The organism is Variovorax paradoxus (assembly GCF_009755665.1).
GTDB classification, from domain to species: Bacteria; Pseudomonadota; Gammaproteobacteria; order Burkholderiales; family Burkholderiaceae_C; genus Variovorax; species Variovorax paradoxus_G.
The window spans coordinates 2,505,182-2,521,048 of sequence record NZ_CP046622.1 but is presented as its reverse complement, the minus strand read 5'-3'; the positions used below and the strand labels follow the sequence as shown (position 1 = coordinate 2,521,048).

The following is a 15,867-nucleotide window of genomic DNA, read 5'->3' as shown; positions in this document are numbered from 1 at the left end:
GCGCACCTGCACAAAGCATCAGACGACGAGCTCGGCACTCATTAACTCGTCATATACTTTGTAGCTCTATGCCATTCTATATGGGGCAATTGAGCGGTGCCAAGCCGCCGTGCTCCTCCTATTCCGCCGCCCAATTTTCCGCGTGCTTTTCGAGCAGCGCGGGTCGCGATAGGCATCCCGCAGGAGGCATTCGACACGGTCTCATCTCGAACTTATGTCAGTATTCTTGAGAGGGGCGTCAACGTTCCCACGCTCACGAAGATCGATGCCCTCGTTCGGGTTCTAGGCCTGCACCCGTTGACCGTGCTCACGCTCGCCTACGCGAGTTCACCGTCGCCCGAGGAAATCGGCAAACTTCAAGAAGTGGTGGCAGGAGAGATCGCAAGTCTCGGGCTCACCGCGTTCTCTTCAAACTCGTTGCCCCGAGGAAAGACTCTCGGCACTAAATAAGAAGTGCGATGAAGAGGTCTGCCCGTTCGACAGACGCAGATTCTTCACAGTCAAAGCCCTTCGCTCTCAGAGCGCCCCAGCCATGTATTCGCGTCGCGAGCAGTCGTTGAAGCAACACGCTTGACCCCGTCGGGGAACGATGCGACGCAGCCTTGCTGTAGAAATCGAGAATCTCTTCGTCGACCTTGCGCACGTGCTCCAGCTGGGTTGTGGAGATAGAGTTTCAGCGACTGCACGTCGGCCTCGGTAATGGGCCTAGGCTGCGTACCTATGGCCGTTGACCACGCGAGCCAATTGCCTTCCGATCAAGAACGTCCGGAGCACCCCATGGAATCCTCTGCCAAAAAAGCAACCAGGCGACCAACCTATGGCGATTCTAGACTTTCAGTCACTGATGCTCCCCGTACTCAAAGAGTCTGCCGCCGGCGAGGTCCGCATCTCCGACGTTGTCGGCAGCCTAGGCGCCAAGCTCGCGCTGAGCGAGGCTGAACTTTCAGAGCTTTTGTCCCCAAACGCCTCGACGTTGGGCGCGCTTCATCTCTATGGTGTCTTGCGGAGTGCCCGTGACTTAGACAGCACCCTTCAGAGCCGATGACGAACCAAGCTCCGGTCGACCCCGTAGCCGCCCTCAGGCTGAATTCGATCAGGCCGTTTCGGAGTTCAACACCGCAATGGGCGGCAAGAAAATTCGCGCGCAACAGGCTGCGGCGTCTATCGCGCACCAGGCCGTGTTGGGAATCATCACCCGCCTAGAGGTCCCGCACCCAGAGCAGACTGAGCTGCGAGCCAAAGTCGAAGCGGCGCTCATGGACATCCGGTGGGGACGAGCCATCGCTGGTTAGGCGCCATCGCCGGCGCCGACTGACCGTCAGGTGACTCTAAATGCGTTCATCCAATGCCGATTTGTGGTCGGTTCGCCTGCAGTACCTATTGGAGCGGAGCATCGCCGCCGGCCTGTCCAACGTCTGCGAGCGGGAGCGCAGACTTCACCGCTGCCACCGCAATCGCCGCAGGCTGCTGGGCCACCACGATCGAAGCAGCGATACCTTCTTGCCCGCTCCACAATGGATCACTCTGCAGGCCATTCGACTGTACATGGGCATCGCGCTTCGTTTCGAACGCCGTCTGCGTGGTTGTCATCACAACGTCATCACGCATCAGAACTCGGCTGTATGTGTCAAAGATGTGCTGGTACTCGCTTGACTGCTTGCTCTCTAGCGCCTCCAGCACACGATCTACCTTGCCGCTCGGCAGATTCTCACCGAAGAACTCGCCCTCGAAATGCGGAAACTGTGTGAATACATGACTTCCGTTGGACTGCGCAACCGCGTTCCGGATGTGTTCGTTGATCGTCCATGTACCGCTCTTGACCAGCTTTTCCTTGCGCCTGATGAACGGCGTGTCGGCATCGTGGATTGCTACATAGGGCACCTTGAAGTGGTTCAAGATCCGCGCAAACAGGGGCACGTTGGCTTTGCCCATGCAGTCGATCACATGAACATCCGCGCCGATCAACCCCGCCACGTGCTCGACCACCAGGTGCTCGGTCGGGCCTTCCACCAACACGATGTTGTTGTAGAAGAAAAACTCGTTCACTACGGGGTGGCAGGCACGGACCATCTTTAACCGCGTACGCTCATCTTCGTCAAAGGAAATCGAATCGGTCGAGATGTAGTGTTCGCTGGTCGGGTCTGCGTCGACCCGAATGATCGTTGTGTGGTTCTTGGACAGATCGATGAAGACCGGCGAATGTGTGGTCGCAATGACTTGCCAGTCCGGATTGCCAGTGGCGAAGTCATAGAGCGCGTCACGCGCACTGCGAATCGTCGGTGGATGCAGGAAGGCTTCAGGCTCGTCGATCAACAGGATTCTGGGCGCCGCCACCGCTGCCGGCTTCTTCTTGGCATCGCCCTTGTCAGCCATCACCGCCAAAGCCGACCACAGTAAGGCTCGCTGCAAGCCGGTGCCCTGCAGAAGCAACGGCGTGGAGCCACCGCCGGCCGTGGTGACTTTCAGGTAGGAGTCCGCGCCAATGATGTTCTCATTCAACGCATCTTTGGACCTGGGAATGAGTTCGACTGCCGTACCGGGAAAAATATTGGACACGCTAGCATTGATTCGCGTAGCAACGTCGTCAAAGGCCGCCCTGGAATCATCAAAGATCGATTTTGCCAAAGCCTCGATCTGCGCAAACGCATTCTTCGTCGCGGAAGAATCGGCTTTCAGGCGAGTCTTGACGTGGTCTTTAAGCATCGCAGCAATTTTGGTCTGCGTCGTCTCCACTGACTCGGTCGGACGGATGCGCAATGGCTGCGGTATCCGGCTTTGAATTTGCGAATCCCAGCCACCCATACCACCGTCTTCAAAGGCATTGGTGGCCGGATTGAAAGACTGCTTCAAGCCCTTTTCACCCGGCTTGCTCCAAACCCAGCGCACCTTCAAACACGTGCCGTACTCGGCATCGTCATAGGTCCATTTCTTTCCAACGGCATCCTCATCTGCGGCATTCACTTCGTTGAACACGCCGGTGATCTCGATCTGTCGAGACAGGTCTTCGCGATGAAACTCGTCGTGTTCCCGCGCTGCGCCGGCCGAAGCGAAGGCTTCGTAGGCATCCAAAATGGTGGACTTGCCAGCGTTGTTCTGACCGATCAAAACGACGATACCGTCGATACGAAGACGACGCTCGGTATCGCCGATGCATTTGTAGTTTTTTATGTGCAGTCCAGCCAAACGCATTCAGTTCTCCAAGTCGTGACAAATCTCACCGCTGTGCCACCAGCGTTTTGGAAGAGCCGACTCAGCGGGATAAATACCGACCCATGGGGTGGCAATACAGCCGGCTAACGGCGAGGCAACACTTTATGTTACAACGTCTTACTCTCACTTGCTGCTGATCGCCGGCCTTCATTGGAAACGCCTGTCCTCGATTCTCTGCATGCACGTGCTCGGCGCATCGCCGCCGAGGGTCGAATCGTTTCCGTCGACGTCGAAGCCCATCCGGAAAAGGGCGAGCAGATTTTCGCTGTCGGCGCCGTTCGTTCGGACAGCTCGGATACCTATCGCAGCACCTGTTCTCCTGCCAAGGCAGCCACGGTGGCGGTATCCCTCAACAGCTTTGCCCGGGACGGCCAGGTTCTTCTCGGCCACAACATCAGGCGCCACGACATCCCTCTGATGCGCACCCAGCTGCCGCATCTGGAGTGCCTGCACTGGCCTGTGCTGGATACGCTGGAGCTGTCCGCCCTCGCCTTCCCCAGCAATCCCTATCACCGGCTGGTGAAGGGCTACAAGCTGCTCTCCGACGAGCGCAACAACCCGACCAAGGACGCCCGAATCGCGCTCAACGTGTTCGAAGAGGCCGTCGAAGCGCTGCTGGAGACAAACGCGCAGGGGCCTTGGTGGCTGGCGTTGCTGCACTTTCTGCTTCGCAATGACGAGAGCATGGCGACGCTGTTGGCGCAGGTGCGTGAGGAGACCGCTCCCGCTGGCGAGGCGGTCGGGCCGATCGTAGCCAGCCGTTTTGCGGATCGCTGCTGCGCCACCCGTTTGCAGGCGCTGGTCGCCGAGATTGCGACCTCTTCCGCCGGCCGCGACCCCTGGTCGGTGGCGTTCGCCCTGGGTTGGATCCGCGTCGCGGGCGGAAACTCCATCCTCCCTCACTGGGTCTTTCACGAACTGCCTGCCGTCAGGCATTTGATCGCAGAGCTGCGGGAGATCGACTGCGGTCAGCCTGACTGCCCATATTGCCGCCAGAACCACAACCCCGAGGCGCTGCTGTCATCGCTGTTCGGCAAGCCAGGCTTCCGGGCGCACCCGACAACCGCCGATGGCTCATCGCTGCAACGTGCGATCGTCAGTGCCGGACTGGCACGCGAGAGCCTGTTGGCCGTCTTGCCCACCGGCGGCGGCAAATCCATCTGCTACCAGCTGCCCGCTCTTGTCCACTACCGCCGCTCAGGGCGGCTGACCGTCGTCATCTCTCCATTGCAGTCGCTCATGCGAGACCAGGTGGACAACCTGATGAAAGCCGACATCCAGTGCGCGGCAACCGTCAACGGAATGCTCACTCCCCTGGAACGACGCGATGTGCTGGACCGCATCCGCCTGGGCGACATCGGTATCGTGCTCGTCTCGCCCGAGCAGTTCAGAAGCAAGACTTTCGTCGAAGCCATCCGCATGCGGGAGATCGCCGCCTGGGTCTTCGACGAAGCCCACTGCCTCTCCAAGTGGGGGCACGACTTCCGCACGGACTATCTGTACGTCTCGCGCTTCATCCGGGAGCAGTTTCCAGGGCAGGCACCGGTTGCCTGCTTCACCGCCACCGCCAAGCCGGACGTCATCGACGACCTGTGCGACCACTTCCAGGAAGGCCTGCAGATCAAACTGAAGACCTTCCTCGGCGGCCACGAGCGCACCAACCTGTCCTATGCCGTGGTGCCGACCTCGGGCGGCGAGAAGACGCAGCGCATCGTGGAGCTGCTGCGCGACGGTCTGCGACGAGAAGATGCCGCCGTGGTCTTCTGCGCCACGCGCAAGAGCGCCGAGACCATCGCGCAGATCGTCGCGCAACAGGGCATCGCATGCGGCTGCTACCACGGCGGGCTCACCGCCGATCTGCGCAAAGAGACCCAGCGCCGATTCCTGGACGGGGAACTGCAGGTGATCGCCGCCACGAACGCGTTCGGCATGGGTGTGGACAAGCCCAACGTTCGGTTGGTGATCCATGCCGAAATTCCCGGCTCCCTGGAGAACTACCTCCAGGAAGCTGGAAGAGCCGGGCGCGATGGCGACGAAGCCAAATGCGTCCTGCTGTTCGACCCCAAGGATGTCGAAACCCAGTTCCGCCTGTCCTCCACCTCCCAGCTGTCGCAGCGGGATTTCATCGGACTGCTGCGTGCCTTGCGCTTCCAGGCCAAGAAGCTGGGAAAAGATGAGATCGTCATCTCAGCGAAAGAGCTGCTCGCGCAAAGCGTCGGAACCGGCATAGAGATTGATGCCCCTGACGCCTCCACCAAGGTCACCACGGCGCTGTCGTGGCTTGAGCGCCATGGTTTCCTGAAGCGCAACGAGAATGCCACCAAAGTCTTTCCTGCCAGTCTTCGGGTGACCTCACTGCAGGAAGCCAAGGATCGCATCGACAAGGCGGATTTTTCCGCCAGCGTTCAGCAGAAATTCCTCGCTGTCGCCACAGCCCTGTTCCGCTCCGACACGCCCGAGGGACTGAGCACAGACGAGCTCATGCTCGACGCGGGCATCCGACCGGAGGAGTGCTTTCGCATCGTTTACCAATTGGCCAAGCTGGGCATCCTGGTCAATGACCTCGGACTGACGGTGCGCCTGATGCGCGGCGTGAGGGGCGCGTCCGCATCTCGCCTCGAATATCTGAGCGCCATGGAGAAGGAGCTCATCGACCTCATGGCTGAAAGCGCCCCGGACGCAGATCAGGACGAGGCGCAACAACACCTGAATCTCCGAGCGGTCTGCACCGAACTGCGCGAACGTCTGAAGCTCGACGACGAGAAGGGACAGCTCGACCCCGCACAGGTCCGGGCCTGCTTGCGATCCATGGCCGACGGTTTCGGCGCCGGTAACGACAAGCGCAGCATGATCCAGCTGCAGTCGCTGGGCGAGGACACCCTGCGCGTCACCGTGCGCCGGCCTTGGTCCCAGATTCGCAGAATCTGCGAACTGCGACGTGCCGTCGCCCAAGTCACGCTCACGCGGCTGCTTGCAGAGGTGCCGGACGGCGTCAAAGGCGCATGCCTGGTCGAGTGCAAGGCCCAGGCACTGATCGACGCGCTCAGTGACGATTTGGTTCTGAAGACCCAGCTGCGCGAGCCCGACGTGGCGCTGGAGAACGCGCTGCTCTACCTTCATCAGACGCGTGTGCTCGAACTGGACAAAGGCAGGTCTGTCTTCCGCTCTGCGATGACCATCCAGATGGACGAGGACACCGCCAGGCGGTTCAACCAAGCATCGTTTGCACCCCTGGAAGAGTTCTACAAGGAACGGACGCTGCAGACGCACGTCATGCACGAGTACGCCAAGCTGGGCGCGGAAGATCCGGCGAAAGCGCTTGCCCTGGTTAAAGCGTACTTCACATTGCCCCACAAGCAGTTCATCAAGGAATTCTTCCGCGGACGCACCGACCTGCTGGAGCGCAAGACCACCGACGAGTCCTACCAGCGCATAGTCGATGACCTGCAGCACCCCGTGCAGCAAGCCCTGGTCACGCAGCCCCGGACAGGCAATCACCTCGTCCTGGCGGGTCCGGGTTCCGGCAAGACGCGGGTGATCGTCCATCGCATCGCCTACCTGCTGCGCGTACTGCGCGTGAGTCCGGGGCGCATCATCGCGCTGGCCTACAACCGGGGGGCGGCCATCCAGCTGCGGCGCCGACTGGTGGCGCTCGCCGGAGACGACGCGCGGGGCGTGCTGGTCATGACCTATCACGCCATGGCGCTGCGATTGACCGGAACCAGTCTGGCGGGCGCCGAACGCACATCCAGCAGCGTCGACTTCAGGAAGATGCTTCAGGATGCCGTCGACCTGCTCGAAGGCAAGAGCTCGGCCCTGATCGACGCGGACGAGGTTCGCGACCGCCTGCTGCAGGGCTACGAATACATCTTCGTCGACGAGTACCAGGACATCGACGAGCAGCAGTACGCGCTGGTCAGCGCCCTCGCCGGCCGCCGGCGCGCAGAGGCCGAAAGCAAGCTGAGCATCATGGCCGTTGGTGACGATGACCAGAACATCTACTCCTTCAAGGGCGCGAACATCGAGTTCATCCGGCGCTTCCGGGCTGACTATGAAGGGGAGCTCACCTACCTGGTCGAGAACTTCCGCTCCACCCAGAACATCATCTCGGCCGCGAACCATGTGATCCAGCGCGGTGCCAATCGCATGAAGGTCGATCACCCGATCCGGATCGACGCTCGGCGCAAGGACGATCCACCAGGGGGCCGATGGGCCACGATCGACCAGGAAAGCCGTGGCGCGGTACGGTTGATCACCAGTCCGGCTGACCCGAACCTTCAGGTCCAACTGGTCCATGCGGAGATCGAGCGCCTCCGGCGCATCGATCCGACGGTCAAGCTCTCGGAGATCGCGGTGCTTTGCCGCACGCATGCGCCACTGGAAAAGATGAGGGCTATTTGCGATGTCCAAGGGCTGCCCTGCGAGATCACCGGCCCGGAGGCGTCCAAGGGACGGATCACGCTGATGCGGACGCGCGAAGGCTGGGCATTGGCCCAGGCACTGAGGCGGCGACAACTGCGCATGGTGCGACTCGGCGCGCTGCGCAGATCCCTGAGCCATCTGCAGCGCGCCCAGCCCAGAAATGCTGCGCTGCTGGATCTCCTCGATATCGTCGATGACGTCGCCGCCACACTGCAGGCAGACGTCGTTCCAGCCGCCGAGGCGCTCGACCTCTTCTATGAAGCCTCCGGCGAAATGCGACGGGACGGCCGCGAGAGCGCCATCAAACTCATGACTGCACATGGCGCCAAGGGACTGGAGTTCGACCACGTCATCGTGATGGACTGCGCCGACTGGCGCTGGGACGAAGAAGATGAGCGGCGGCTTCTCTACGTGGCCATGACCCGCGCCCGACAGTCGCTGAGCCTGATGCGCGCTGAGGGTGGACGCAGCCCCTATCTCGTCGACCTTGGGACTGTCAACGGCGTCCACGACCAGTTGCCCAGGGACCGCCCACAACATCGAGCGGATCTGGAACGCCGCTACGTCATGCTCGGCCCCGCCAGCATGGACATTGGATTTGCCGGACGGGCGTCGTCCACCCAGCCAGTTCATCGCGCAGTTGCTGCTTTGCGGTCCGGCGATCTCGTCGAGATCAAGGACCGGTTAGTCCACTCGGTATCTGGACAGATCGTTGGCCGGCTGGCCGCGAGCATAGATCCAGCGCCCCTCCAACAAGGCGTCGCCTCCGTGGTTGCAGTCATGGTGCGAACCCGGTCTCAGACGCCCGAGGAGTACTGGCCGGCGCTGCAGGTCGATCACTGGGAAACGCCGCTTGTGGAAATCCGGCTGGGCCTCTGAGGTCCTCGGTAATAAGAGGAAGAGCGCGCATGTCAAGAAAGGGCATCGATCGATGGATCGTTGGCAATGTGGTCTCGTGCTGTTTTCGGCATAGCGCTGTGAGCTGTTAAGCACAATGTGGATAAACACGCGACCGGGCGCAGGGTAACAGTCGACGGATTTCTCAGTGGCTTGCCACTTGGAACCGTAATGGAGCGCACACAGTTGAAACGCGGGCTAGCTATTTATGGACGATTCAACTGCGAGCATTTCGCCCGCTACGCGCACGGCGTGTCCGAGGGCGCCGACAGTTGCAGCAATGGGCATTTCCTAGCAGCGTTCTTGGGTCGCGCTCTTATCTGCACGGACAAGAGCAGTCAATCAAGACGGACCGGTCGAGGAGGCAGGCACTTTGGTCGAAAAATCTAGAGCAGCAAAGGACGGCAATGAGTTCCATGAGACGTGGGCGGCGCGTCGCTCACTTGAACTCTTGATGCCTCGGGACGAGCTGGTCGGAATTGCCGTCGAGGGCTTTTCCATGCAAGACGGGGACCATGTTTCCTCCGCCGCATCGGAAATCGCAGACCTCGTTCTCTATTACGGCGATGGCTGTTCCTTCGAGTCCGCTAAGCGCGTCGAGGTCTCACAGTTCAAGTACTCGATCGCAAGCCAATACAAGCCGTTCGTCGCGTCGGATGCGAAGAAGACATTCGTGAAGTTTGCGGAAGCAGAGCGAGATCATCGCAAGAAATTCGGTATGGCAAAGACCGAAAGAAAGCTCCGTTTCAGCATCGTTACGAATCGTCCAATCGACAGCCACTTCTCGTCCGCACTCTCAAAGCTTGCGGAGGGGACGGACAGTCTCGATCTACAGACGATCCAACAGGCAAACCAAATCTACGATGCATGCGGACTGTCTCCCGTCGTCATACAAAGCTTCCTCTCGCGATTCGAACTTCGAGGTGCCACAGGCTCGTTAACTGCGCTCAAGTCAGACGTTTCTACCCGAATTGTCGACTGGTCGGTGTCTGCCGACTACGTTGCGCATGGCCGACTCGGCTCGCTAAAAGCTCTGCTGCGATCGAAGGCTGGAACTGAGGGGCAGGGCAGGAACGTCGTGCGCCTGGTGGACGTCCTAAGCGCGTTGGGCGTCGCGGATGACCGTGACCTCTTGCCAGCTCCCGCTAGCTTCGTCGACGTTGGACCAGTTGTAGCTCGACCAGAAGTTGAGAATGGTCTGGTATCAACTCTTTGTCTGAATAAACCTGTTTTGGTTCACGCGGCTGGAGGAGTAGGTAAAACAGTTTTCATGCAGGGTCTGGCATCCAGGCTGATGGAATGTGGCGAGGTGATTCTGTTCGATTGCTTCGGTGGAGGTAACTATCGGTCAGTCGAGGATTCCAGGCATTTGCCCATCAAAGGGCTACTTCACATTGTGAATGCTTTGGCGTCGCGCGGACTCTGCGACCCAATCATTCCTGGCCCTGTTCTACTCGCCGACTTGCTAAGCACGGCGAGGCGACGGTTCAATCAGGCGATAACGACACTTCGCATCGAGAATAAGAAGGCTCGTTTGTTCATATTGTTGGACGCTGCAGATAATGCAGCTCAGCAAGGGATCGACCAGCACGAGAAGGCATTTCCCACTCTGCTTATGGAGACCTTCTCGCAGCTCGGGACGCCAGATGGCGTGGATCTGATCGCCAGCTGCAGAACCGAACGGATCGGAATAACAGCCGGTACTGCCGATCCGGTCTTGCTGCCACTCCCTTCGTTTACGCGAGAGGAAACGAGGGCGTTTCTTTCTGCTCGTGTAAACGCACTAGCCGACGCGGAGATTGACATTGCCCAGGTTCGCTCGGAAGGCAATGCGCGAGTTCTTAATCACTTGGTGGAAGAATGGGATGCACTAGTCCGACGTCCCGATCATTCGGATGCGCCGATTCAAGTTGAAGAGCTAATTCAGCGCAGATTAGATCGCGCTATGGCATATGTAGAGAAGCAAGGATTGAATGAAGCAGTTCGTGCGTTCCTGTGCGGTCTGACCGTCCTTCCACCGCCTGTTCCCGTCAACGAATATGCAGCGGCGATCGGCCTCTCGCACGCCGCGATAGAGAGTTTTGCCGCCGACTTAGCGCCACTGCTCGATCGCACCTCACTTGGAATTGTGTTTCGAGACGAGCCCACGGAAACGTTTGTCCGTACCAGACACGGTAACGATTCGGCGCTGCTCGCAGCCTTGGCGCGGCGATTGACGGCGGCACAAAGAACCTCAGCGTACGCTGCGCGAGCACTTCCGCGCCTTCTGAACATGATCGGCGACGCCGACCTGGCTGTCGATCTAGCATTCAGTGACGACCTCCCGAGTGGCGTGACAAGTGACTTCGGTAAGCGTGCCATCCGCACTCGCCGGTTGACCACGGCGCTCGCGATGTCGTCGCGCAGCGGGCAGAAGGCACACGCCATACGCCTTTTAGTCGAACTCGCTTCGGTTGCTGCCAGCGGCGATCGACTCGATAGCCTTATCGCATCCCATCCTGATCTGGTTGCAGCAGCAGCAGATGCCGAAGCACTTCGTAGACTGTTCGAAGTTCGCACAACATGGCCGGGCGCACGCCATGCCCGGCTAACAATCGCTCATCTTCTGATGGGCGACGAGTCGGAGGCGGCGCTTCATGCTGAGCGCAGTCTCCAATGGCTCCGGTGGTACTACAACCAAGACACCCGAGACAAATGGATGAAGGGGCCGACCTCGATCGAAGCGGCAGCTAGATCCATACACCTGGCAAGCAAGGGGCAGCTTGATAAGGCTTTCAACGATCTTGGGGTCTGGCGCGCTTGGTTTGGATTTCTTGTGGCCAAGGATTTTCTTCGAGTTGTGTTCGATCACCTTCAAATTCCCCCCAGCGCGATCGTTGAGACACTACGAGCCGCGCCACTCAAGGGGCCGGCGATCTATGCTGCTTGCATTCAAACCATGCCTGAGATCGAGACGGAGGATCGCTCCGCTCTCGTGGCACTCCTAGCTAAAGCGTGTCGGGCGAAAGTCGCCGACCCAAATCACGAACGTGATGAGCACTTGCCGTTTGAGAATGCGCTACTGCTTAGCGCCGGCATAGCTCTGCGAATGGGTTCGCCCCACCATGCCCGTTCGATACTCGCGCAAGTGCACATCCGACGCCCGAGCTATCACACGTTTCAGGACAACTGGCCTGACGAAAGTGTCGCGCGCTGGCTTCTTTTTGCGTGCCTGTCCGCCGTCGCAAGTGGAAGAAGGCCAACACTCGTGGACATTCTCTCCAGGGAGGCGAGGGAGAGTTTGCCCAAAAGACTTAAAGGTGACTATTCGGCCAAAGACATCGAAGAAAGAATCAAGAAGAAAGCGAGCCTTCGAGCAACAGCAGAGGCGGCGGGGGGTCAAGAGTCGACGTCGAAAGGCTACGAATCCTCGCGCGCCGTCTCGGACAGCATTGCGCCGCTGTTGCCGCTATGCGAACTATTTTCGACGGAAGTTCTTACGCCTCCGAAGGCGCCCTTGTTCCCGATCCTTGATGCATGGGTGGAATCGCAAGACGGTCACTCCATGCTTCGAGAAGCAACGCGTCGGCTGCGAGACCACCTGGGACGATCTATGGCCCTGTTCTCGCTTCAACTCGGCGGGAGTGACTGTTCAGCCTTTGCAGACCAGTTTGTTGCGATCATTTCGATCAAAGTGAGTTTGCCTACATCGGTGGGCGTCGATTGTCTGCGCGCGTTGTCATATAGCGCATGTACTTCTGGCGCGGGTCAAGCACTCCTTCCGTGGCTGGACAAACTCTTGGAGCGTGAAGACGATGCAAGTCGCAAAGGCGATCTGCTGGCTGATATCGCGACGATTCTTTTGGGAATGAGTCCGGACGATGGCGTTCACTACTTCCAACGCTCCATGCAGCAACTCAACTCGCTTGGATCGGCAGATTACGAGACCGTTCAAGATCTTATGCCCCTAATGGCAAAGCTGGAAGGCAGCTCATTGCCGCCCGAGAACTTTCAACGGTTTGCCAATCTTTGTGAAATGAATTTTCAAGGCGAACCAAGCAAGTTCGCTTGGAATGCGTTTGCACAGGCAGCCGTGCCGGCGCAGGGAGTTCGGTCACTCGCTCAGATCGGCCGTTGGTGTTCGCGAGAAGCCGTCGATTTTGGCTACTGCGCGCCGCCCCTTATCGTTGAACTTGTTCGAAGCCGCCAGTTATGCGTGGACTCCGCGCTTGCGCTGCTGACTCTCGATGAGGTTGGCGAAGCCCATTGGTTCTCCTGGGGTGACATCGCTGCCGTTCTCCTGGACGCTGAACCAGCTCGCGCAGAGCAGTTGGCCCTCCAGATAATTCGAAAATTTGAGAAAGATCAACCTTCGACTTCTTCATCTTATTCATATGAACGACTGCGGGAGGCAATCTCGAAACGGCTGCCGACTAAGTCGGCAGCTCTCGCTTATTTGGCCGAAAGAGTGGCCTTCTTTTCCTCACTCAAGGAGCCATCCACCTCACGCGGTGCTGATCTTGGAGTCGAGAGCCAGCGATATGCACGGCAAAGAGCTGTGAAGCAGGAGAAAGACGAGAAGTCAATAAGGACAATGGGCGCTACCTGCCCTCCTCTTGACATCGCATCAGTAGCAGGTTCACTCCGAATCATCAAAAGTATGGATGGAGCATGGGATGCAAGAAGAAGATTCTGCCGCGCGCTTGCCAAGCGAGTCCCGATTGCTCGTCGGGCGGCTTTTGTGGATTTACTGACAGAAGTCGAAGGTCTTGAACTGGATCTGCGATTGGACCTTGTCGAGGAGATCCTCCGAGAGTGGGAAGCTCACTCGCCCGCGCTCCGGGCGCGGCGGGAAGTCATTTTTGAACGCGTTCTTGTCCGGCATGCAGCGGAACTCGTTGGATTGAATTGGGGGTTTTCGCGCACATTTGAGCGCATCGCTAAGCTCGGTGGGATGCCTCACGATCGGGCAGCACTAGTGCTGGCTAGCAACTTGACCCAACTGTCGGTCGCATCGAACGCCAGACATTGGCTGCAATTGGCGGTGTTTGTTGCGGAAGGCGACGATGGCGCAGCTGTGCAGCTCGCGCTAAATCGCCTCCTAAGCAGTTCTGCTCTCGCGATGGCAGGAGACTTTGGCGATGGCGCATTCCGAGCAGACTTTGATCCGGGCTTGGATGAGGATTGCATCGTTGCAGGTGTGATATGGACGAGATTGGCTTCGGCTGATGCATTTGAACGCTGGCGAGCAGTTCACGCGATTCGAAACCTGATTGACTCGAATCGAATGGCAGTGGTCGATGAGCTGGTAATACTATTCCGGAGCGGGAAAGGTGGACCGTTTCTCGCGCCATCAATGAAATTTCACTTGTGGGACGCTCGCCTGTGGCTGCTCTTAGCGTTGGCGCGAGCCGCCAAAGATCATTCGGAATTGGTGGATCGATATCAGGTTTTCTTACTTGAAGAGGCGTTCACGCCAGCAACTCCGCATGTCCTCATGCAAAGCGTGGCTGTTAACGCACTGCTTTGCGCCCAGAAGGATCTTGCGGAGAAGCTAAAGCTCCAACGCTTGCTAGTCGAAAATGACCCGGCACGTGGACCTCGCGTGAAGTATCCGCGGACTTCAAGTGACCCATACCGCCCGGTGGGGGTGCCGGCCTCAGAATTCAAGTTCTCGCTGGATTACGACTTTCGAAAGCACGAGACTCCACCGCTGGGCGCTGCATTTGGTGTTCCGGCATGGAAAATTGCCGAACTACTGGAGGAGCAGGCCTCCAGTTGGGACCCCCAGTCACCTGGCATGTACGACCAGTACGGGCGATATTCGAGTGGAAGGCGGTCGGACGCAGCTGGACGTTTCCGCAGCTACGGAGGCCATCTTGGATGGCACGCGCTTTTCGTGGTCGCCGGGAGATTGCGGGCCGCGAAGTCATTGGCCATGATCGACGAGTGGGATAGAGATCCTTGGCGAGAGTTTATTCATCGGCATGCTCTAAGTCGCATCGACGGTCTATGGTTAAGCGATGGTACCGACCCCTATCCCGCAGCAGCGAATTACAGACTGCGCTCCAAAGGAAGCGACAGCGATGAATTGATCTCAGATGTCCCTACCCTCTTGAGTTTGGCGGGAATCTCTAATGAAAGAGCTCTCGCCGCCATCGTGGCCGAAGGCATTTGGGAGAGCCGCGACGATGTCAAGATTTATGTGCACACAGCCATGATCAAGACAGACAAAGCAATTGGGGCGTGCAGCGCCCTCGCAGCGAAGAAGAGTCATGATGTTTGGCTGCCTCGCCATCGACAGTACCGGGGAACCGACCAACAAGAGTCCGATTCCCGCTTACCTTTCGAGCCTTGGATAGTCACGGTGGACACCAGCCCTGGATGGGACGAGTTCGATCCCTTCTGTTCGACTTCGGCAAACACGCGAGCAATGCCCGATTCCGCGTTTCGTGCGATGGCTGGCGTGTCCGCAGCTGATCCATTCGCGCGAAGTTGGATCAACGAGGAAGGGGAGGAGGTGATGCGTTCTATCGCTTGGGGCGAGCGTCGAGGATATGGAGAGCACGAGAGAAAGCTATCCGCTCAGGCCTTACTGTGCGACGCGCGGACTTTGAGGCAATACCTTGCGGCGACTGGTCGTAGCCTGGTAGTTCTAGTCAGAATTGAATACTACAGCGAAAAGCACTCGCAGAGTAAGGTCCGCTACCGTAGCAAAGGTGCAGCGGGCGTTCTGGCAGCGAGCGGTGGGCTCGTTTTCTCTGCGGCAATAAAGCCAGTGGAACGGACTAGCGACTGGTAGGCAGCCCTCGGCGCGCCGCATTCAACCATTGTGACTCGTCGCGCGTCTCCCAATATCGCCCACATAGTCGCGCACCGCTCGTCGGCACGCGACTACCGCTTGCTTAGGGTTGACCCACGCACGGATCTGACGAGACGATGGCTTTGGCTTTGGCTTTGGCTTTGGCTTTGGCTTTGGCAGAGCTTTTTGGCACCGTCTGTCGTTAAGCAGTGAGCCGTTGATGCAGTCGGTCACCCTGCGCGACCGGACGTAGGGCACACGGCTGCGCTCCTCGAACGTTAGATCGGCGGCTGCGCGCTCGACTTACATTCAGAAATTTCGAATTATCAATCGATCGAAATCTTCGAATTCCGCCATTCTGTCTAAGATTTAACTATTTCCGTCAAGTTGTACCATGTTCGCCCCTTTGATTCAGTAATAAGAATGGAGTACTTCTGACCAACTTGACCCGCAAAGGCTTGCACCCTCTCCAGCAAAGCTTTTCGATCAATCTCACCAGAAAAAGTGTATTCCCCGAGAGGCAATTGGTACGCCTTTCCAGTATCAGACGAAATAAT

Annotated in this window: 4 protein-coding genes; 3 read left to right on the top strand and 1 reads right to left on the bottom strand. The window is 58.6% G+C overall.

Features of this window, described 5'->3' with window-relative positions:
* Positions 1–96 precede the first annotated feature (96 nt).
* Positions 97–450 carry a helix-turn-helix domain-containing protein gene (locus GOQ09_RS11810; protein WP_157613587.1) on the top strand — a complete coding sequence of 118 codons (354 nt, stop codon included), beginning with the start codon at positions 97–99 and terminating at the stop codon, positions 448–450.
* A gap of 927 nt (positions 451–1,377) precedes the next feature.
* On the opposite strand, the gene GOQ09_RS11805 is transcribed toward GOQ09_RS11810, so the two are convergent.
* Positions 1,378–3,189, bottom strand: a complete 1,812-nt coding sequence (locus GOQ09_RS11805) for an ATP-dependent nuclease (protein ID WP_157613586.1) — start codon at positions 3,187–3,189, stop codon at positions 1,378–1,380.
* 171 nt (positions 3,190–3,360) lie between these two features.
* Here GOQ09_RS11805 and GOQ09_RS11800 point away from each other — a divergent pair, with 171 nt between their 5' ends.
* Positions 3,361–8,511 carry a RecQ family ATP-dependent DNA helicase gene (locus GOQ09_RS11800; RefSeq protein WP_242631085.1) on the top strand — a complete coding sequence of 1,717 codons (5,151 nt, stop codon included), beginning with the start codon at positions 3,361–3,363 and terminating at the stop codon, positions 8,509–8,511.
* Positions 8,512–8,902: 391 nt separating this feature from the next.
* The gene (locus GOQ09_RS11795) at positions 8,903–15,310 is read left to right on the top strand and encodes a hypothetical protein (RefSeq protein WP_157613585.1); all 6,408 of its coding nucleotides are present in this window, start codon (positions 8,903–8,905) and stop codon (positions 15,308–15,310) included.
* Positions 15,311–15,867: the final 557 nt, after the last annotated feature.

Bases quoted from the DNA above. Each gene is read 5' to 3' on its own strand.
- GOQ09_RS11805 (WP_157613586.1), bottom strand. From the start codon at position 3,189: ATGCGTTTGGCTGGACTGCACATAAAAAACTACAAATGCATCGGCGAT.